13 protein-coding genes and 2 pseudogenes are annotated in these 19,868 nt (G+C 40.8%); 11 read left to right on the top strand and 4 right to left on the bottom strand.

Going from position 1 to position 19,868, the window contains the following annotated elements; translation table 11 throughout:
- Positions 1–12: 12 nt before the first annotated feature.
- The 4 genes and pseudogenes from C1A09_RS10290 to C1A09_RS10275 all read right to left on the bottom strand — a co-directional run bounded on the left by C1A09_RS10290 (position 13) and on the right by C1A09_RS10275 (position 4,905).
- The gene (locus tag C1A09_RS10290; protein WP_101543729.1) at positions 13–2,646 is read right to left on the bottom strand and encodes a glycoside hydrolase family 2 protein; all 2,634 of its coding nucleotides are present in this window, start codon (positions 2,644–2,646) and stop codon (positions 13–15) included.
- 26 nt (positions 2,647–2,672) lie between these two features.
- Positions 2,673–3,512: an ROK family protein gene (locus tag C1A09_RS10285; RefSeq protein WP_101543726.1), complete on the bottom strand. Its 840-nt coding sequence runs from the start codon at positions 3,510–3,512 to the stop codon at positions 2,673–2,675.
- Positions 3,513–3,702: 190 nt separating this feature from the next.
- Positions 3,703–4,033 (bottom strand): annotated as a pseudogene (locus C1A09_RS10280) (ADP-ribosylglycohydrolase family protein); the annotation flags it as partial.
- 104 nt (positions 4,034–4,137) lie between these two features.
- A complete protein-coding gene (locus C1A09_RS10275; protein ID WP_101543724.1) occupies positions 4,138–4,905 on the bottom strand; it encodes a YaaA family protein in 768 nt (255 codons plus the stop codon).
- A 233-nt stretch (positions 4,906–5,138) separates the two neighbouring features.
- Here C1A09_RS10275 and recJ point away from each other — a divergent pair, with 233 nt between their 5' ends.
- The 11 genes and pseudogenes from recJ to dnaG all read left to right on the top strand — a co-directional run.
- A complete protein-coding gene (gene recJ, locus C1A09_RS10270) occupies positions 5,139–6,854 on the top strand; it encodes a single-stranded-DNA-specific exonuclease RecJ (protein WP_101543722.1) in 1,716 nt (571 codons plus the stop codon).
- An 85-nt stretch (positions 6,855–6,939) separates the two neighbouring features.
- Positions 6,940–8,844, top strand: a complete 1,905-nt coding sequence (locus C1A09_RS10265; protein ID WP_101543720.1) for a RecQ family ATP-dependent DNA helicase — start codon at positions 6,940–6,942, stop codon at positions 8,842–8,844.
- A gap of 75 nt (positions 8,845–8,919) precedes the next feature.
- Positions 8,920–9,879 carry a tetratricopeptide repeat protein gene (locus C1A09_RS10260; RefSeq protein ID WP_101543718.1) on the top strand — a complete coding sequence of 320 codons (960 nt, stop codon included), beginning with the start codon at positions 8,920–8,922 and terminating at the stop codon, positions 9,877–9,879.
- 20 nt (positions 9,880–9,899) lie between these two features.
- On the top strand, positions 9,900–10,646 hold the full coding sequence (locus tag C1A09_RS10255; RefSeq protein WP_101543715.1) for an endonuclease/exonuclease/phosphatase family protein: 747 nt from the start codon (positions 9,900–9,902) through the stop codon (positions 10,644–10,646).
- Positions 10,647–10,753: 107 nt separating this feature from the next.
- Positions 10,754–12,229, top strand: coding sequence for a sulfatase family protein (locus C1A09_RS10250; RefSeq protein WP_101543712.1), 1,476 nt, complete (start codon positions 10,754–10,756; stop codon positions 12,227–12,229).
- A 67-nt stretch (positions 12,230–12,296) separates the two neighbouring features.
- Positions 12,297–13,880: a sulfatase family protein gene (locus C1A09_RS10245; RefSeq protein WP_101543710.1), complete on the top strand. Its 1,584-nt coding sequence runs from the start codon at positions 12,297–12,299 to the stop codon at positions 13,878–13,880.
- A gap of 317 nt (positions 13,881–14,197) precedes the next feature.
- Positions 14,198–15,046 carry a prephenate dehydratase gene (locus C1A09_RS10240; RefSeq protein WP_101543707.1) on the top strand — a complete coding sequence of 283 codons (849 nt, stop codon included), beginning with the start codon at positions 14,198–14,200 and terminating at the stop codon, positions 15,044–15,046.
- The gene (locus tag C1A09_RS10235) at positions 15,027–16,202 is read left to right on the top strand and encodes a pyridoxal phosphate-dependent aminotransferase (protein ID WP_101543704.1); all 1,176 of its coding nucleotides are present in this window, start codon (positions 15,027–15,029) and stop codon (positions 16,200–16,202) included. Before C1A09_RS10240 ends, C1A09_RS10235 begins: the two co-directional genes overlap by 20 nt.
- Positions 16,203–16,408: 206 nt before the next feature.
- Positions 16,409–17,476: a bifunctional 3-deoxy-7-phosphoheptulonate synthase/chorismate mutase type II gene (locus C1A09_RS10230; protein ID WP_101543702.1), complete on the top strand. Its 1,068-nt coding sequence runs from the start codon at positions 16,409–16,411 to the stop codon at positions 17,474–17,476.
- A gap of 79 nt (positions 17,477–17,555) precedes the next feature.
- Positions 17,556–18,329 carry a prephenate dehydrogenase gene (locus C1A09_RS10225; protein ID WP_101543700.1) on the top strand — a complete coding sequence of 258 codons (774 nt, stop codon included), beginning with the start codon at positions 17,556–17,558 and terminating at the stop codon, positions 18,327–18,329.
- A gap of 83 nt (positions 18,330–18,412) precedes the next feature.
- Positions 18,413–19,769, top strand: a pseudogene (gene dnaG, locus C1A09_RS16750) (DNA primase); the annotation flags it as partial.
- Between the last annotated feature and the right edge of the window lie 99 nt (positions 19,770–19,868).

Raw genomic sequence — 19,868 nt, 5'->3', positions numbered from 1 at the left:
CAAGGTAGGCACTTATTTCATCTTTTGCAAGCCAAGTTCCAGATTTTTCTCTGCTACATTCCAGCCGGAAACACTCAGAATGACAGGAGCAGAGACTCTTACAGACCGCGGAATGGAACATTTTACCGTTCTTGTTTCACCCGGAGCCAAAGAAAGATAATTATCTTCCCAAAATACCGGAGTAATCAATTCTCCCTGCGCATCCTTCAAAGAAAGACGGATAAAGAAGGCCACAGCAGCAGGAGCATTTTCCAATTTCACCTCTACCCACGTACTGTCACCCTTTTGCTTCAAAGCGGCATCCGCCTTGCATTCGGCTTGCGGCATCGAAGCTAACTTGGTAAAATCGGCAGGTTTCGTAATCGGAGACTGGTACCAGGTGGATTTGGCCCAATCGTACACATCATCGGTAGCGGAAAGGCAATAGAAGTTATCAGTCAGCAGCTTGCCCTGATTGTCCGTCAACTGTAACATAAGGAAAGCATTATCACCGGGAACAGGAACTTTGAATATCTCAACCGGCTCGTAAGGCAATACTTCCAAGTCTTTTTCTTCCTCTGCCAACAACTTACCGTTCAAATCATAAACAGCCATTTTCCCTTTCAGATGTTGAGGTTCCACACCTTCATTGACTGCAAAGACGGCTTTCTTGCCATAATCATACATCAACTGTTGCGTCCGGTTTGCTTTCTTCACGGAATAGTAGGCAGCAGTAGGCACCAGATAATGGTCGTACAGTTGCCAGTAGAAAGAAGGCCAGGCAGAATTAAGCATCCACTGCACGATACCCGTTGTACGGGGCACGTTAACACGGAAAGCTTCAAACATGGCACGTGTGCCCTCATAATTCAATAAATCGGCTTTACGAAGGTAATCGTTCAGGTCTTTGGCTTCGCCATAACGGGCGGTGATATTCTCCGTCAGCACATCCAGATTATTCATAGCGGTGGTAGATGCCGTACAATGATAATTCCATACATCATTCAGCGGCCAGAGTTTATCTTCGGGTATCATCTTGCGAATAGACTCGATAACAGGAAGTTGCGCGCCGATACCGGTTTCGGTATTAAAGCCGAAAGCACCGCCGGGAGCTTCTGAGGCATACCAATAATTAGGCGCTACATACTCATAAGGACCTGCCATCTTCGTACCGCTCGGACCGCTAATCTCACTCGTCATTTCTTTGGCGGCAGTGATATAAGGGCGGTCGTCTATCTCGTCAAGACATGCCTTGTAGCGTCTTTCAAGTTCGGGACGCGGCATTACGTCACTGCCCACAAACCAGGCGATGATACTGGGATGATTGCGCAACCACAATACCTGGTCGTTCAGTGAACGGGCTATCAGGTCCATGTCGTGCTCGGTCTTGATACCGCCGTATTCGTCGCAAGGCGAACCGAGGTAACTGTCCCATTCCCAATGACAGCTCCAGCCAACGAGTACCAACAGTCCGTAGCGGTCGCAAAGGTCATAAACATTCTGCGAAGTACCCCAGATATTCTCAAAACGGATGGAATTCAGGTTCATATCACAAACGTATTGCACTTGGGTTTCATTGCTTTCCGGAGTGTCGCGAAGAAAAATATCATCTGTCCATCCGGCACTCCGGACAAGAACTTTTTTACCATTCAAGAGGAAGCCGCGAGCATTCTCTTCCGTAAGATAATCTTTTATCTCGCGAACCCCGAAATCAACTGTCTCCCGATCTGAAACCTTGTTGTTTACCACAAACTGCAAATCCAATTTATACATTTCGGGATTTCCCATATTGTGACACCACCAAAGACGAGGTTTTTTCAGATATAAAACATCCGTTTGTTCCGATGTTACTTTTACAACGTACGTTTCATTAGCAGCCAATGACACTGGAATACAGAAAGTTTTTCCTTCTAATTCACCTTTCAGCTCACCACTAACTGCCTTGTCAGACTGATTTGTTAATTCAGTTTCCACTGTTAGCCAAGCCTCATCTAATGTTTCTGTATTCACTTTTGAATGTACTACAGAATGTTCCATAGCAACTTCATTACTGGTAACCAACCGTACTTCTCGGAAAATACCCATATTTTCATCCGCAGGACGTGGATTCCAATCTACAAAACCTATATTCGGTTCTCCAGGCCGGGCACGATACACTTCAATTGCCAAAACATTTTTTTTCTGAACATCATCGGTTACATCCAGTTTAAAACGGCGAAAAGGGCCATACAAAGAACCGCGATTTACTATCTGCCTGCCATTCAACCAAACATTTGCTGCATAACTAATTCCATCGAACATCAACGCAACATGTTGTCCTTCTTCAAGATGAGGAATTTCAAAATCTTTCCGATACCACCAAGTAGTATCAAAAAGAGATTTATCTATATTTTTATAATTTCCACCCTCCAAAACATCGGAATACACACCATTATCGGTCAACACTCCCATTACAGTAGAAGGTACTACTGCATCATACCAACCCTTTACCTCAGCTTCGGGCATAGAGAGTTGCTCTCCCAACAAAGTAGTTTTAGCAGAAGATTGTACTTTCCAATCATCAGAGAGTAACAGGTCATCCGCCAATAAACCTTGTTTTTGGCAAGATACCAGAGCCATTCCAATACAGCCACACAAAATCAACGATCTCATCAAGTTAGTTTTCATGGTTTCTATTTTTTATGTATTAATGTTTATATCATCGCGTTATTCACCAAAGCAGAAGCTCCCAACAATGCAACGTCTTTTATCTGCGAAACAATAATCTTTATCCGTTTCACCGTTTCCATATATGGAAACGTAGATATCGTTTTCCACATAGAAGTTTCATAAAAAGTAAAAGCCGACGCTATACTTCCTCCTATGATAATGGCTTCAGGATCGTAAGTAAACAATATAGCCTTCATCAATTCTCCCAAATGAGAACCAAACTCTTTCCATATCTCCAACGCATGTACATCACCAGCCGTAGCCTTCGCAGCCACTTCCTTTCCGGTAGTATTATAATAGCGTACAAAAAAAGCACTACTACAATAATGTTCAAAGTCATGGATTAAATAAGGTAATGAGCCTATTTCTCCGGCTCCCGTATTTTGTCCTCCGTACAGTTTGTCATTAATGATGATACCTGTACCTACTCCTGTTCCGAGAGTTACACCTACCACATTATGATAGGGCTGTCCCTCGCCAAATTGTTTCACTCCTAAAGAAAAACAGTTAGAATCATTATTGATGTATACTGGTATCGAAAAGCGTTTTTCAAGTAAACCTTTTAAAGGTACTTCCTTCCACGAAGGAATATTCATCACGTTATACACAATACCTTCTTTAACATCTACCACCGAAGGTACCCCCACACCAATTCCCTTTACTTCGGGACACATCATACGATCAACCAAACTTTCCAGACAAAGCAGTACGTCTTGTTCAATAGCCTGGGAGGGACATGGAACTATTTCTTTCTTGATGATAACCCCATCTTTTACCAAACCGGCCCTTATATTAGTTCCACCTAAATCAATGCCTATCTCCATTTTCTTAATTAATTTCAGAAGAAGTCCAGTAGAAGAATATCAAGGGGGATTTCTTCCACTTACACTTGCTTCCTTATTGCATTAAAGTTAATAATTATTATGGAGACAAAAATAAGTGTTCATTTACTTTTTCCATGCTCTTTTCGCGCAATATAATCTTCATTTTACGCAAAGCTAAGAACTATGAAAATCAAACACGAGAAGAATCAAAAAGGCATAAATAAGATTCTTTATTAAATTTCCGGGAAAAATGCCACATGACATTTATAAACTCATCCGGCAGTCTTTTTATAACCTCCTGTTTTATCCCTATAAGAATATTCTTATAGTAGGCTTCTGATATTCCACCAGTAATGGCTCCCATTGTATCCGCATCCCCTCCCAAAGATATTGCCAAACGAATGGCATCCTCGAAATCCGTACTTTCCAAGAATGCAATTATAGCTTCCTTGGCAACTTGAATCCATACGATAAGTTGGACGTATTTCATCACATGTCTTACTAAAGTTATAGCCAAAGGTCGTTTAATATATTCATTATTTTCGAAGTCATTGATTGTTAGATACAAATACATGGTTCACTTTGCAAAGTTGCTAAAAAGAAATATGAAAGCCAAAAGTAAGTTTCAGGAAATCAATGTAAACTGCAAATGATTATCCATACTATGATTTCCGTCAAAGGTAAAACCCTCCCACGAAAAAGCTTTCAGGTCTTCGGGACGCTCTATCCGATTCTTAATAATATAACGTAGCATTTCACCACGGCACATTTTAGTATATACAACAATCGTTTTTAATTTACCACCTTTCCATATCTGGAACTCAGGTGTAATGACACGTACTTCCGACTCTACATGCTTCCAATCGAACAAGCCTTTCATCTCGCTACTTGCCAAATTGATGAGTATACCACCTTGTTTTTTGATGGTTGTAATAAAAAGGTCTGTCAATAACAGTTTCCAATAATCAAACATGGAGTCACCACCTTTCTCCGACAAACGCACATCCCCTTCAAGACGATAAGGTTTAATGCCATCCAGAGGACAAAGTAATCCGTACAGAAAAGAGGTAATACGAAGATGTTCCTGAGCATATAGGAAATCATCTACTGTAAAATCTTCCAGCATAATGTGTTTATATACAATCCCCGTGTAGGCACAGATAGCAGGCATAGGGCGATTAGTTTCAGAACAGAAATCATGAAACCGAAACCAATTCTCAGTAGCAATCTTGGTATTCACCCGCAATAGTTTTTCCAGCTCTCCAACCGAATATTGTGACATTTCCAATACATTACTCACAGCCTCCGTTTCAAAGAATGGAACAGTAACTTTGGGCACGGTTAAGGTGTAACGTGATGCCATCGTCTTAGCACAAGAGATAAAAGTCAACATAATTAGTCCTCGCTTTAATAACTTCAAAAGTTGCCTACTTATTTAGACAATACAAAAATAAGATGATTTTATTATAGAATATACGACGTTATGAATATTTTCTATAGAATTCACCTCCGTTTCAAGAGTTTTTCATACCTTTACAGCTTGTTGGAGAAAAGTACGCATTAAGATAGCAGAAAGCTCCCCTTCTCCAACGTTCTGAGATAGAAAAAAGAAAAATAATATATAAAATGACTCACAAATGGAATTATCTACCCATTACATCCGAACAAGCAGAAGCTAGCCAACAACTAGCCCAAGAATTGGGGATTAGCCCGATACTTAGTAGACTGCTGATAGAGCGGGGAATAACAACAGCAGCAGCTGTCAAGAAGTTCTTCCGCCCGCAATTGCCGGATTTATACGACCCATTCCTAATGAAGGACATGGACGTAGCTGTAGAACGCCTGAACAAGGCGATGGGAAAGAAAGAGCGCATTCTGATTTATGGAGATTATGACGTAGATGGTACCACAGCCGTAGCACTAGTCTACAAGTTTATTCAACAGTTCTATTCGAACATAGATTATTACATTCCCGATCGCTACAACGAAGGGTACGGAGTTTCTGTTAAAGGTGTAGATTATGCTTCTGAAACAGGTGTAGGATTGATTATTGTATTGGATTGTGGTATCAAAGCCATAGATGAGATTACATATGCAAAAGAAAAAGGTATAGATTTCATCATCTGTGACCATCATGTACCCGATGAAGTACTGCCGCCTGCCGTAGCCATCCTGAATGCTAAACGCGAGGATAATACTTATCCCTACGAACATCTTTCAGGTTGTGGTGTCGGTTTCAAATTCATGCAGGCATTTGCCATCAGCAATGGTATTGAGTTTCATCATTTAATTCCGCTGTTAGACCTTTGTGCTGTCAGTATTGCTTCGGATATTGTACCTATCATGGGAGAAAACCGTATCTTGGCTTATCATGGTTTGAAACAACTGAACAGTAACCCCAGTGTAGGTCTGAAAGCCATCATCGACGTTTGCGGATTGGCTGAAAAGGATATTACCGTCAGTGATATCGTATTCAAAATAGGTCCGCGTATCAATGCTTCCGGACGTATACAGAATGGGAAAGAAGCTGTAGACCTGCTGACTGAGAAAGATTTTTCCCTTGCTTTGGAAAAGGCCAGCCAAATAAACCAATACAATGAAACCCGTAAAGACCTTGACAAAACCATGACTGAAGAAGCTAATCGGATTGTAGAGGAATTAGATGGACTAGCAGACCGTCGTTCCATTGTTCTGTATAACGAAGACTGGCATAAAGGTGTCATTGGTATCGTCGCTTCCCGTCTGACAGAGGTATATTATCGCCCTGCCGTTGTATTGACGCGGACGGATAATATGGCGACGGGGTCTGCCCGTTCGGTTTCTGGTTTCGATGTATACAAAGCTATCGAATATTGCCGTGATCTTCTGGAAAACTTCGGAGGACATACCTATGCAGCAGGTCTTTCCATGAAAGTGGAGAATGTAACCGCTTTTACCGAGCGCTTTGAAGAATTCGTCTCACAACATATCCTACCCGAACAAACCAGTGCAGTTATTGATATTAATGCCGAAATCGACTTTAGAGATATCACTCCTAAGTTCTGTAACGACTTGAAGAAATTTAATCCGTTCGGTCCCGACAATACGAAGCCGGTATTTTGTACGCATAACGTATATGATTACGGTACAAGTAAGGTTGTGGGACGCGATCAGGAGCATATTAAACTAGAACTTGTAGACAACAAATCGAACAATGTTATGAACGGTATCGCCTTTGGACAAAGTTCGCATGTACGTTTCATCAAAACGAAACGTTCATTCGACATCTGTTATACAATTGAAGAAAATACTCATAAGCGAGGCGAAGTACAGTTACAAATCGAGGACATAAAGCCAAACTAAAAAGGTAGTAGGAGTGATAAAGTGATAGGATGATATTACTTTATCAGCCTATCATTTTATCACTCTACCCCTATCACTTCATATTATGTATCAGGAGATATTAAAGCAATATTGGGGTTATAATACCTTCCGCGGCATTCAGGAAGACATCATAAATAGTATTGGTGAGGGTAAAGACACTTTAGGGCTGATGCCTACAGGAGGTGGGAAGTCTATTACATTCCAAGTTCCTGCACTTGACAAGAAAGGGTTGTGTCTTGTCATCACCCCTCTGATTGCACTAATGAAAGATCAGGTGCAGAACCTAAAAAAACGGGGCATCAAGGCGCTTGCCATCTATTCGGGCATGAGCCGCCAAGAAATTATCGTTACCCTTGAAAACTGTATTTTCGGCAATTACAAATTCCTTTACATCTCTCCTGAACGGCTGGATACCGAAATCTTTCGCACCAAATTGCAGAAGATGAATATCAATATGATTACAGTGGACGAAAGTCATTGTATCTCACAGTGGGGATACGACTTCCGTCCCGCTTACCTGAAAATAGCCGAAATTCGTGAACTTTTGCCAAATGTACCCATACTTGCGCTAACTGCTACCGCAACACCAGAAGTGGTTAAAGATATCCAAACACGTCTCAATTTCCGAGAGGAGAATGTATTCCGTATGAGTTTTGAGCGGCAAAACCTTGCCTATATCGTACGCAACACGGAAAACAAGACTGGAGAATTATTACATATCCTACACAAAATACCCGGTAGTGCTATTGTATATGTACGTAACCGCCGCCGTACCAAGGAAATCACCGAATTACTGAACAACGAGAGTATCACCGCCGACTTTTATCATGCCGGTCTGGATGATACAACGAAAGACATCCGACAACATCGGTGGCAATCGGGCGAAAGTCGTGTCATGGTAGCCACTAATGCCTTTGGTATGGGAATAGACAAACCGGATGTACGTATCGTCATCCACATGGATTTACCGGATTCCATAGAGGCATACTTCCAGGAAGCGGGGCGCGCAGGACGTGACGGACAAAAAGCTTACGCCGTGGTACTTTTTACTAAATCGGATAAAACGACCCTACACAAACGAATTCCCGATACCTTCCCTGAAAAAGAATACATCAGAGAAGTATACGAACATCTACAATATTATTATCAGATGGCGATGGGTGATGGACAGGGGTGTATACGCGAATTCAACATCGAGGATTTCTGCCGGAAATTCAAATATTTCCCTGTACCAGTGGATAGTGCACTGAAAATACTAACCCAGGCTGGTTATCTGGAATATACCGACGAGCAAGATAATGCCTCACGGCTCCTTTTCACCATCCGTAGGGAAGAACTTTACAAACTACGGGAACTGGGTGACGACATGGATATGCTTATCCAAACCATACTACGTTCTTATACAGGTGTGTTTACCGATTATACTTTTATCAATGAAGATTCGATTGCCGTGCGTACGGGACTTACCCGCCGCCAAATATACGAACAGTTGATACGCCTTGCCAAGTTACACATCGTCAGTTACATTCCACATAAAAAGACACCTTATATAATATATACACGCGAACGAGTGGAAACAAAATATATTAATATTCCGCCCTCCGTATATGAAAAACGTAAAGAACGCTACGAAATGCGTATCGGAGCTATGTTAGACTATGTGACCAATGATACCGTATGTCGCAGCCGCATGCTATTACGCTACTTTGGCGAGAAAAATGAACATCAATGTGGACTGTGCGATACTTGTATTAAACTCCGTAACAAGAAAAAAAGTATTTCAGACAAACTTTCTGAGAAAGAAATTTCCAAAAGTATCTACCTGATACTGAGTGAACAACCCATGACGCCTGCTACCCTTTTAGAAAATTTACTAATAGATAAGGAACTTTTGACTAAAACAATTCATCAACTACTGAATGAAGGAAAAATTATTGCAGTCAATGGAATGCTGCAAATCAAAAAATAATTCATTACTTTTGTTGCTGAAATATGAAGTTACTTTTTTTTCACTTTTTAATCTTTAATTCTTAAATAACGAAATATGGGATTTTTTAAATCTTTTTTCTCCAGTAAACCAATTACTCCGGAAGAGGAAAAACAGAAAAACATTCAGAAGCACTTTGAAATATTCAAATACGATGGTATGCGTGCACAACGCATGGGACGTACGGATTATGCGATCCAATGCTTTACGGAAGCACTTGCTTTGCAGGAAGATTTTGAAACGATGGGTTACCTGGCACAAGTTTATATACAAACTGGTGCACTCGACGAGGCACACAAACTACTGGAGCGTATGACCGAAATAGAACCGGAACATACCTCAACTTTTCTAACCCTTGCCAATGTTTACTATATGCAAGAAGACTATCCGGCAATGGCCGAAACAGCTAAAAAAGCTATTGCCATTGAAGAAGGTAATGCCATGGCACACTATCTGCTGGGAAAAGCAGATAATGGTCAAAATGACGATATCATGTGTATCGCCCATCTGACAAAAGCCATTGTGCTGAAAGATGACTTCATCGAAGCCCGCTTGTTACGCGCAGAAGCTTTGATAAAAATGCATCAATACAAAGAAGCTATGGAAGATATTGAAGCCATCCTAGCTCAGGATGCTGATGACGAAAGTGCCTTGTTACTTCGCGGAAAAATAAAAGAGGCTATCGGTACAGAAAAAGATGCCGAAACTGATTACCGATATGTAACTGAACTGAATCCTTTCAACGAACAGGCTTTCCTCTATTTAGGACAACTCTACATTGTACAAAAGAAACTAAATGAAGCCATCGAACTGTTCGATGAAGCCATTGAACTAAATCCTAACTTCGCTCAAGCTTATCATGAACGTGGACGTGCCAAACTACTGAACGGTGACAAAGACGGTTCCGTTGAAGATATGAAAAAAGGATTGGAACTAAATCCCAAAGAAATACAGGAATTTAACGGACAATACGGTAATCAACCGAGTGAAAATACAACAAATATACTTGGCTTATAATCAACATATAATCTGTTATCATGAAACGTTATCTACTATTATTCGTCCTCTTACTGGTATTTGCAGCAGGTAAAGCACAACAGAAAAAAATAAATATTCTTTCTTATAATGTGCACAATTGCATCGGAATGGATAATAAACGCGACTATCAGCGTATTGCTGATGTTATTCTCAAAGTATCTCCCGATGTAGTAGCACTTCTGGAATTAGATAGTGTAACCCAGCGAAACAACAGAGTATTTGCACTGGAAAAACTCAAAGAATATACTAAGATGCACGGTATTTATGCGTCTGCTATTCCTTTTCAAGGTGGAAGTTACGGTATCGGTATCCTTTCCAAAGAAGTTCCTTTAAATCATAAAGTTATTCCTATGCCCGGACGTGAAGAAGAACGTACCATGATTGTTGCCGAATTTAAAGATTATATATTCTGCGCCACTCATCAATCGTTAACACCAGAAGATCAACTGATCTCTATTCCGATCATTCTAAAAGTACTGGAAGACATCAGTAAGCCTGTTTTTCTTGCAGGTGACATGAATTCATTGCCTACAGACAAGCCTCAACAAGAGTTAGGTAAACACTTTATTACTCTGAATGATATCAATATTCAGACATATCCGGCTAATTTACCCGATTCAACCCTTGATTACATTTATCTTGACCGCAAAAACGAGAACCGTTTTAAAGTAATCAAACGAAAAGTTATCAATGAGCCCGTAGCATCTGATCATCGTCCTGTACAGATTATTGTGGCACCCTATTGATTGCAAAAAGGAAGTTTGAGACTGTGAAAACAATATTTGATACAAAACTAACAATATTCTTGAGGTAAAAGGCATAATTTTGAGTATTCAAAATTAAATGATTTGCCATGACACATACACTTTTATCTGAATTAATAGCTACCTCTGTATTAACAATTCCTCAAATTTTATTTTCCGCGAACACCGGACAAAACCATCATACCCCCCAAGATAAACCAAATGTACTTTTTTTGTTCGTAGATGACATGACCTACGACGGATTGGATATTCTCGGTAACGATGAAATTATCTCTCCCAATCTGGACAAGTTGATATCAAATGGAGTCCGTTTCTCCAATGCATATATAATGGGTGGATGGAATGGTGCTATCAGTATTGCCAGCCGTTCACAGTTAATAACCGGCCGTTACATTTGGAACACCTATAAGGCCGAAAGTAAGAAATATGAAACGGAATTTGCCAATGGGGAAATGTGGCCTCAAGTCATGAAACAAGCAGGTTATAAAACTTTTCAAACTGGAAAATGGCACATGAAATTCATTACTGCGCATCAGTTGTTTGATAAGAGTGTAAAAGTACGAGGGGGAATGCCTAAAGATACGAAAGATGCCTACAATCGTCCGACAAACAAAGAAGATAACGCCTGGCTTCCCTGGGACAAATCAAAAGGTGGATATTGGAGTGAAGGAAAGCATTGGAGTGAAATATTGGCCGATGAAACAATAGCATATATGAATGAAAATAAAAACTCCAAAGAACCTTTATTCATGTTTTGCGCTTTTAATGCTCCGCATGATCCTCGGCAAGCTCCCAAAGAATATGTAAATATGTATGACGTGGACAAAGTTTCTGTCCCGCAAAATTTTCTGCCAGAACATCCTTTCGGAGAAGCGATGAAATCCGGAAGAACCTTACGAGATGAACGTCTTGCTCCGTTTCCCCGTACCCATTACTCCGTACAAAAACATCGTCAGGAATATTATGCATTGATTACACACATGGACGCTCAGGTAGGAAGAATTTTAGAGGCTCTGAAAAAGAACGGCATGGACAAAAATACTCTGATTGTTTTTGCAGCAGATAACGGTTTGTCCGTGGGACATCATGGCTTAATTGGGAAACAAAGTATGTATGATCACAGCGTAAAAGTACCTTTAGCGTTTTGCGGTTTGGGATTGCCTAAAGGAGAGGTACGCAATCAGTTAGTCTATCTGCAAGACCTCGTACCTACCGTTTATGATTTGGTAGGCATCCCAAAGCCTGATCATCTGGATTTTATTTCTCAGGTCAGTGTATTAAAAAACACTAAAGCTTCTTCTCAGCGTAAAGCCGTTTATTCTGCCTATTTGCAAAAAGCTCAACGTATGGTGACAGACGGACATTATAAACTATTCTTTATTCCGGCAGCCAAAAAGGTTTATCTCTTTGATTTGGAGAAAGATCCGCAAGAAACACAAGACCTTTTTGGTTTACCTCAATACAAAAAGATAGTTAAAAAGTTATGTGCCGAATATCTAAAATTATCGGAAGAGAGCGGAGATACATTTAATATAGCAGCCACATACCCTGAATTATTCCTATAACGTAATAAAATACTTATTTATCTGTTACACAAACCTTCTTCACGGAAACACAAAACTATTATTTACAATGAAAAAGTCATCTTATTTCAGTTTACTGTCTATTCCTATGTGTATAGGGCAGTATTTACAGGCACAAACTACTGGACAAATAAAAGTTACTCTCCAGCAAAGGCCTAATATTGTCTTTATTCTTGCAGACGATATGGGTTATGGGGATGTTTCCGCCTTCAATGAGAATTCCCATATCCAGACAAACAACATTGACCAAATGGCAGCCAATGGGGTAATCTTTACCGATGCACACTCTTGTTCTTCAGTCAGTACTCCTACCCGCTATGGTATCATAACAGGACGTTATAACTGGCGTTCCAAACTAAAAAGCGGTGTATTGTACGGTTACTCCCGTCCCATTATCCCTACCACACGTAGTACCATTGCAACAATGCTGAAATCCAACGGATATACCACTGCATGCATAGGTAAATGGCATCTGGGTTGGAACTGGGGAACAAAAGCCGGACATGAAAAACCGGATGCAGATGCGCTGGCAGATGAGGATGTAGATTATACAAAACCTATCAGCAACGGACCTGTCGATTTGGGATTTGATTATTTCTATGGTTTTTGTGGTTCACTGGATATGGCGCCATACGTTTACGTTGAAAACAACCAACCTACCGCCACCCAGATAGGTACAGTTCCCGCAGGAAAGAAACCCGGTTTCTGGCGGGGCGGAGCAATCGGTAATGATTTCACACACCAGGATTGCTTACCAAATCTCACCAACAGAGCCATAAAATACATTGACGAACATGCATACGGTAAACAGCCTTTCTTTCTCTACTTACCACTCCCTGCACCCCATACTCCTATCCTTCCTGATAAAAAATTCAAAGGGAAAACCGGACTGGGAGATTATGGCGATTTTGTATTGATGGTGGATGATGTAGTCGGACAGGTTCGCGAGGCACTTCGCCGTAATGGTATCGATTCGAATACTTTGTTAGTTTTTACTACAGATAACGGTTGTTCTCCAGCCGGAGGTATTCCTGAGATGGCCGCCAAAGGCCATCATGCCAACTACATCTGGCGAGGTATGAAAGCTGATCTTTTCGATGGTGGGCATCGCGTTCCTACTATCGTAGAGTGGAATAATGTGGCAAGTAAAGGAAAATGTACTCAAACCATATGTTTGAATGACTTTTACGCCACTTTTGCCGCCTTGAACGGATACAAGCTGAAAGATAACGAAGCAGAAGACAGTTACAATATCCTTCCACTCATTCAAAATCCCTGTTACCCTCAAATAATTCGTGAAGCCACCGTACATCATTCCATCCGTGGACAATTTGCCATCCGTAAGGGCGATTGGAAATTATTATGCTCTCCCAGTTCCGGCGGGTGGAGTTTTCCCAAACCGGGAGTTGACAAAGACGTAATAGCCAACCTTCCCCCTATACAACTCTTCAATATGAAAGACGATCCGATCGAAAGCAAGAACGTATATCGTGAATATCCCGAAATCGTAAAAGAGCTGAAACAATTGCTACAGAAATATATTCGGGAAGGAAGAAGTACTCCAGGAAGCAATCAAACAAACGATGCCGTAAATAAGTGGGAACAAATAAAAGGCATCATGCAAGACGATTAAACTATTGCCATAAATTCAGTTTTAAAAATGTATTCATAAAAAAAGTTCATTTTTTATTTGCATATAAAAGAAAAGTATTACTTTTGTCGCGTAATTTAAAAACAAAAGAATAATAAGAATGAAATCATTTACTTATGCATATTACTTCTTTTTTTACTTTTACTTTAGCCAGAAAGTAGAGCGGGAGTTTGTATGTATCAAGTGACAGTGATGCTTAAGAACAGAATAGAGAACTAAGTAATATATAAAGTCCCGCTCCATTGTATGGAAGCGGGATTTTTTTTATAGCATAAACAAAGAAAACAAATAGTGAAAGGATGAAAAAAGTAGCCATTCAAGGAATATTAGGTTCGTATCACGACATCGCCGCACACAAGTACTTCGAAGGAGAAGAAATAGAATTAATCTGTTGTGCTAATTTTGAAGATGTATTTACCACTGTCAAAAAGGACAGTCAGACCATTGGTATGCTGGCGATAGAAAATACGATCGCAGGTAGTTTGCTACACAACAATGAGCTGCTACGCCAAAGCGGCACACAGATTGTAGGTGAATATAAATTACGCATTTCACATAGTTTCGTTTGCTTGCCCGAAGAAGACTGGGACGACATCACAGAAGTAAACTCCCATCCCATAGCCTTAATGCAGTGCCGCGAGTTTCTGGGACAACATCCACGTATCAAAGTGGTTGAAGGAGAAGACACAGCCCTCAGTGCCGAGATTATCAAGAAAGAGAACTTGAAAGGACATGCCGCTATCTGTTCCAAAGTTGCTGCCGAACGTTATGGAATGAAAGTGCTGCAAGAAGGTATTGAAACCAATAAACATAATTTCACCCGTTTTCTAGTGGTAGCGGATCCTTGGCAAGTGGACGAACTGAATCGTCACCGCACTAAGGATGTCAACAAGGCTAGTATAGTATTCACTCTGCCACATACAGAAGGTAGTTTGTCGCAAGTATTGTCCATCCTGTCATTCTATCGTATTAACCTGACGAAGATACAATCACTACCCATCATTGGACGAGAATGGGAATATCAGTTTTATGTAGATATAGTTTTCGACAATGTACTAAGATATAAACAATCTATTGCGGCTATCACTCCGCTCACCAAAGAACTTAAAATATTAGGAGAATACGAAGATGGAAAATCAAATATCTAAAATAAAACCTGCCGACCGACTGGTAAACGTAAGTGAATACTATTTTTCAAAGAAACTGAAAGAAGTTGCGCAGATGAATGCCGAAGGAAAGGATATTATCAGCCTGGGTATCGGTAGTCCCGATATGCCTCCTTCTGAAAAAACCATAGAAACACTATGCAAAGAAGCCCGAAATCCCGATGGTCATGGTTACATGCCTTATATAGGTATCCCAGAACTGCGTCGCAGCTTTGCCAGATGGTACAAGAAGTGGTATGATGTAGACCTGAACCCCAACACAGAAATCCAGCCACTTATCGGTTCCAAGGAAGGTATCCTGCATGTCACACTGGCCTTTGTCAATCCGGGAGAGCAAGTATTAGTTCCCAATCCCGGTTATCCAACCTACACTTCCCTCAGTAAGATACTCGGTGCAGAAGTGGTGAACTATAATCTAAAAGAGGAAAACGGCTGGATACCCGACTTTGAAGAACTGGAAAAGATGGATATGAGTCGTGTGAAACTGATGTGGACCAACTATCCTAATATGCCGACAGGAGCAAATGCCACACCGGAGCTTTATGAAAAACTGGTAGACTTTGCCCACCGCAAAAACATCGTCATCGTCAATGATAATCCGTACAGTTTTATCCTGAACGAACATCCCATCAGTATCCTCAATGTACCGGGAGCTAAAGACTGTTGCATCGAATTCAATTCCATGAGTAAAAGTCACAATATGCCAGGATGGCGTATCGGCATGCTTGCCTCGAACGCAGATTTCGTACAATGGATATTAAAAGTGAAAAGTAATATCGACAGCGGAATGTTCCGTGCCATGCAACTGGCTGCCGCTATTGCCCTCGAAGCCGGACAAGATTGGTACGATGACAATAATAAGAACTATCGTAACCGTCGTCGGCTTGCCGGAAAGATTATGCACGAACTGGGATGTACATACGATGAAAATCAAGTCGGCATGTTCCTTTGGGGAAAAATACCCGATAGTTGTGAAGACGTAGAAGAACTCACCGAAAAGGTTTTACATGAAGCGCGTGTGTTCATTACTCCGGGATTTATCTTCGGAAGTAACGGAAAACGGTTTATCCGTATTTCACTTTGCTGTAAGGACCACAAACTAACAGAAGCATTGAAACGTATTAAAGAGATGAGGTAATATTTTTATAAAAGTTTTTCTAGGAAACAGAAATTATTTTACTGAAATATTACCGAAAAGTTACTAAAAGCCAGAGAAAAATTTAGTACAAAATTCAGCAAGACTAGTAAATCCTAAAACCGGCTTCAGAAGAGTATTTCGGAGAGTATTAAGAAGGATAAGAAGTATATATACAATAATAGACAAATTAAACAAAGATAAAGAATATGGAACTCGAATTAGAATCAATTTTATTACCGGGCATTGAGGACAAGCGTCCTATGGTTATTGCAGGTCCGTGTAGTGCAGAGACAGAAGAACAAGTTATGAGTACAGCTAAACAGCTGTCTGAGAAAGGTATGAAAATATTTCGTGCAGGTATTTGGAAACCACGTACCAAACCAGGTGGCTTCGAAGGTATTGGCGTAGAAGGACTTGCCTGGTTGAAAGAAGTAAAGAAAGAAACTGGCATGTATGTTTCTACGGAAGTAGCTACCGCAAAACACGTGTATGAGTGCCTGAAAGCCGGAATAGATATTCTATGGGTAGGTGCCCGTACCACTGCTAATCCTTTTGCCGTACAGGAAATAGCTGATGCATTGAAAGGAGTAGATATCCCAGTTTTGGTAAAGAACCCAGTAAATCCTGACCTTGAATTGTGGATCGGTGCCTTGGAACGTATCAATAATGCCGGTCTGAAACGTCTTGGCGCTATACACCGTGGTTTCAGTAGCTACGACAAGAAGCTATACCGTAACTTGCCACAATGGCATATTCCTATCGAACTACGTCGTCGAATTCCGAACCTTCCTATTATCTGTGATCCGAGCCACATCGGTGGAAAACGTGAATTAGTCGCCCCACTTTGCCAGCAGGCAATGGATTTGGGCTTCAACGGTTTAATCATCGAAAGTCACTGTAATCCAGATTGTGCATGGAGTGATGCGGCACAACAAGTGACACCGGATGTACTGGATTACATTCTTAACCTACTCGTTATCCGTAAGGAGACGCAGAGTACTGAAAACCTCAGTGAATTACGTAAGCAGATTGATGAATGCGATAACAATCTCATCCAGGAATTGGCAAAACGTATGCGAATTGCCCGTGAAATCGGCACTTACAAGAAAGAGCATGACATGACTATCCTGCAAACAGGACGTTACAATGAAATTCTCGAAAAACGCGGTTCACAAGGTTCACTCTGTGGTATGGATGCGGAATTTATCAAAAAAGTATTTGAAGCTATACACGAAGAAAGCGTGAGGCAACAAATGGAAATAATCAATAAGTGATAAGGTGATAAAATGATAGAGTGATATTACTCTATCACATTACCATACAATCACACTATCACTTCATAAAATCAAATATATGCGAATATTAATACTTGGAGCCGGAAAAATGGGCTCTTTCTTTACAGACATTCTGAGTTTTCAACACGAAACGGCTGTGTTTGACGTAAACCCGCATCAGTTACGATTTGTTTATAACACTTACCGCCTCACTACTTTGGATGAAATCAAAGAGTTCGAACCGGAACTAGTTATCAATGCCGTGACGGTAAAGTATACGCTGGATGCATTTCGCCAAGTCCTGCCTGTATTACCTAAAGATTGTATCATCAGCGATATCGCTTCGGTGAAGACAGGGCTGAAGAGTTTCTACGAAAAAAGCGGCTTCCGTTATGTGTCAACACACCCTATGTTCGGACCAACCTTTGCCAGTCTCAGCAATCTGAATACAGAAAATGCCATTATCATCAGTGAAGGCGATCATTTGGGTAAGATCTTTTTCAAAGATCTTTACCAAACGATGAAACTCAATATTTTTGAATACACCTTTGATGAACATGACGAAACTGTAGCCTATTCTCTGTCCATTCCTTTTGTTTCTACCTTCGTTTTCGCGGCAGTGATGAAACATCAGGAAGCACCAGGTACCACCTTCAAAAAACACATGGCAATTGCCAAAGGATTACTTAGTGAAGATGATTACCTGCTTCAAGAGATATTATTCAATCCACGTACACCCTCACAAGTAGCAAATATACGTACCGAGTTAAAGAACCTTCTTGAAATTATTGAAAACAAAGATGCGGAAGGAATGAAAAAGTATCTGACGAAAATCAGAGAAAAGATTAAATGATAATTTAATGAAGAATTAAATTCCCATTTATCGTAACCCTTTTTTGCACGACCTAATTTTATCTATAACTTTGTACGCAGATTATGATAGACCAACCAACCATAGACCGAATAATTGATGCAGCACAAATAGTGGATGTAGTATCAGATTTTGTTACTCTGCGGAAACGCGGAGTAAATTATGTTGGTTTATGTCCTTTTCATGACGATAAAACACCGTCATTCTATGTATCTCCCGCCAAAGGACTTTGTAAATGCTTTGCTTGTGGAAAGGGGGGAAATGCTGTACATTTCATCATGGAACATGAACAGATGTCCTACCCTGAAGCTTTAAAATACCTCGCCAAGAAATATGGTATCGAAATCAAAGAAAGAGAACTTTCCAATGAAGAAAAACTGGTACAGAGCGAAAGAGAAAGTTTGTTCATAGTCAACAATTTTGCCAGAGATTATTTCCAGAATATCTTGCGTAATCATGTGGATGGTCGCAGTATTGGTATGGCCTATTTCCGTAGCCGTGGTTTCCGGGATGATATTATCGAGAAATTTCAGTTGGGATATTGTACCGAAAGCCATGATGCCATGGCACAGGAGGCTTTAAAGAAAGGATATAAAAAAGAATTTCTCATCAAGACCGGACTTTGTTACGAAACGGACGACCATCGCCTGCGAGACCGCTTTTGGGGACGTGTCATTTTTCCAGTACATACATTGTCAGGTAAGGTAGTAGCTTTTGGCGGTCGTGTTCTTGTCAGTGCCACCAAGGGTGTAAAGGTGAAATATGTCAATTCGCCCGAGTCGGAAATCTATCATAAAAGCAATGAACTATACGGTATCTATTTTGCTAAACAAGCCATTGTAAAACAAGACCGCTGTTTCCTGGTGGAAGGCTATACAGACGTTATCTCCATGCACCAATCCGGCATAGAGAATGTGGTAGCTTCTTCGGGAACAGCACTGACACCGGGACAAATCCGACTAATTCATCGTTTCACCAACAATATGACTGTACTATACGACGGTGACGCCGCTGGTATCAAAGCGTCTATCCGTGGTATTGATATGTTGTTGGAGGAAGGGATGAATATTAAAGTCTGCCTTCTACCTGACGGAGACGACCCAGACTCTTTTGCACGTAAACATAACGCAACGGAGTTTCAAAATTTTATTCAGGAACATGAAACGGATTTTATCCGCTTCAAAACTAACTTGTTACTGGAAGATGCAGGTAAAGATCCAATTAAGCGTGCCGAATTAATCAGCAATCTGGTACAGAGTATTTCAGTTATTCCAGAAGCTATTGTACGTGATGTATACATCAAGGAATGCGCCCAATTACTACATGTTGAAGACAGACTTCTTGTTTCGGAAGTAGCCAAACGCCGCGAGACGCAGGCAGAAAGGCGTGCAGAACAGGCAGAACGGGAACGTAGGTCGACCAATACCACAAGACCTAATACAAAAACGATACAAATGCCAGACGCTGATGGTAATGTTCCACCTGTTACCACCGACAACACTCAGTTACCTCCTGGGGATT

Origin of the sequence: Bacteroides cutis, from assembly GCF_900241005.1 — a bacterium.
GTDB classification, from domain to species: domain Bacteria; phylum Bacteroidota; class Bacteroidia; order Bacteroidales; family Bacteroidaceae; genus Bacteroides; species Bacteroides cutis.
Note: the sequence above shows the minus strand (reverse complement) of the source record. Positions and strands in the feature narration are given on the sequence as shown.

Coding starts and splice junctions, on each gene's coding strand:
- C1A09_RS10290 (WP_101543729.1), bottom strand. CDS start 2,646: ATGAAAACTAACTTGATGAGATCGTTGATTTTGTGTGGCTGTATTGGA.
- C1A09_RS10285 (WP_101543726.1), bottom strand. CDS start 3,512: ATGGAGATAGGCATTGATTTAGGTGGAACTAATATAAGGGCCGGTTTG.
- C1A09_RS10275 (WP_101543724.1), bottom strand. CDS start 4,905: ATGTTGACTTTTATCTCTTGTGCTAAGACGATGGCATCACGTTACACC.
- recJ (WP_101543722.1), top strand. CDS start 5,139: ATGACTCACAAATGGAATTATCTACCCATTACATCCGAACAAGCAGAA.
- C1A09_RS10265 (WP_101543720.1), top strand. CDS start 6,940: ATGTATCAGGAGATATTAAAGCAATATTGGGGTTATAATACCTTCCGC.
- C1A09_RS10260 (WP_101543718.1), top strand. CDS start 8,920: ATGGGATTTTTTAAATCTTTTTTCTCCAGTAAACCAATTACTCCGGAA.
- C1A09_RS10255 (WP_101543715.1), top strand. CDS start 9,900: ATGAAACGTTATCTACTATTATTCGTCCTCTTACTGGTATTTGCAGCA.
- C1A09_RS10250 (WP_101543712.1), top strand. CDS start 10,754: ATGACACATACACTTTTATCTGAATTAATAGCTACCTCTGTATTAACA.
- C1A09_RS10245 (WP_101543710.1), top strand. CDS start 12,297: ATGAAAAAGTCATCTTATTTCAGTTTACTGTCTATTCCTATGTGTATA.
- C1A09_RS10240 (WP_101543707.1), top strand. CDS start 14,198: ATGAAAAAAGTAGCCATTCAAGGAATATTAGGTTCGTATCACGACATC.
- C1A09_RS10235 (WP_101543704.1), top strand. CDS start 15,027: ATGGAAAATCAAATATCTAAAATAAAACCTGCCGACCGACTGGTAAAC.
- C1A09_RS10230 (WP_101543702.1), top strand. CDS start 16,409: ATGGAACTCGAATTAGAATCAATTTTATTACCGGGCATTGAGGACAAG.
- C1A09_RS10225 (WP_101543700.1), top strand. CDS start 17,556: ATGCGAATATTAATACTTGGAGCCGGAAAAATGGGCTCTTTCTTTACA.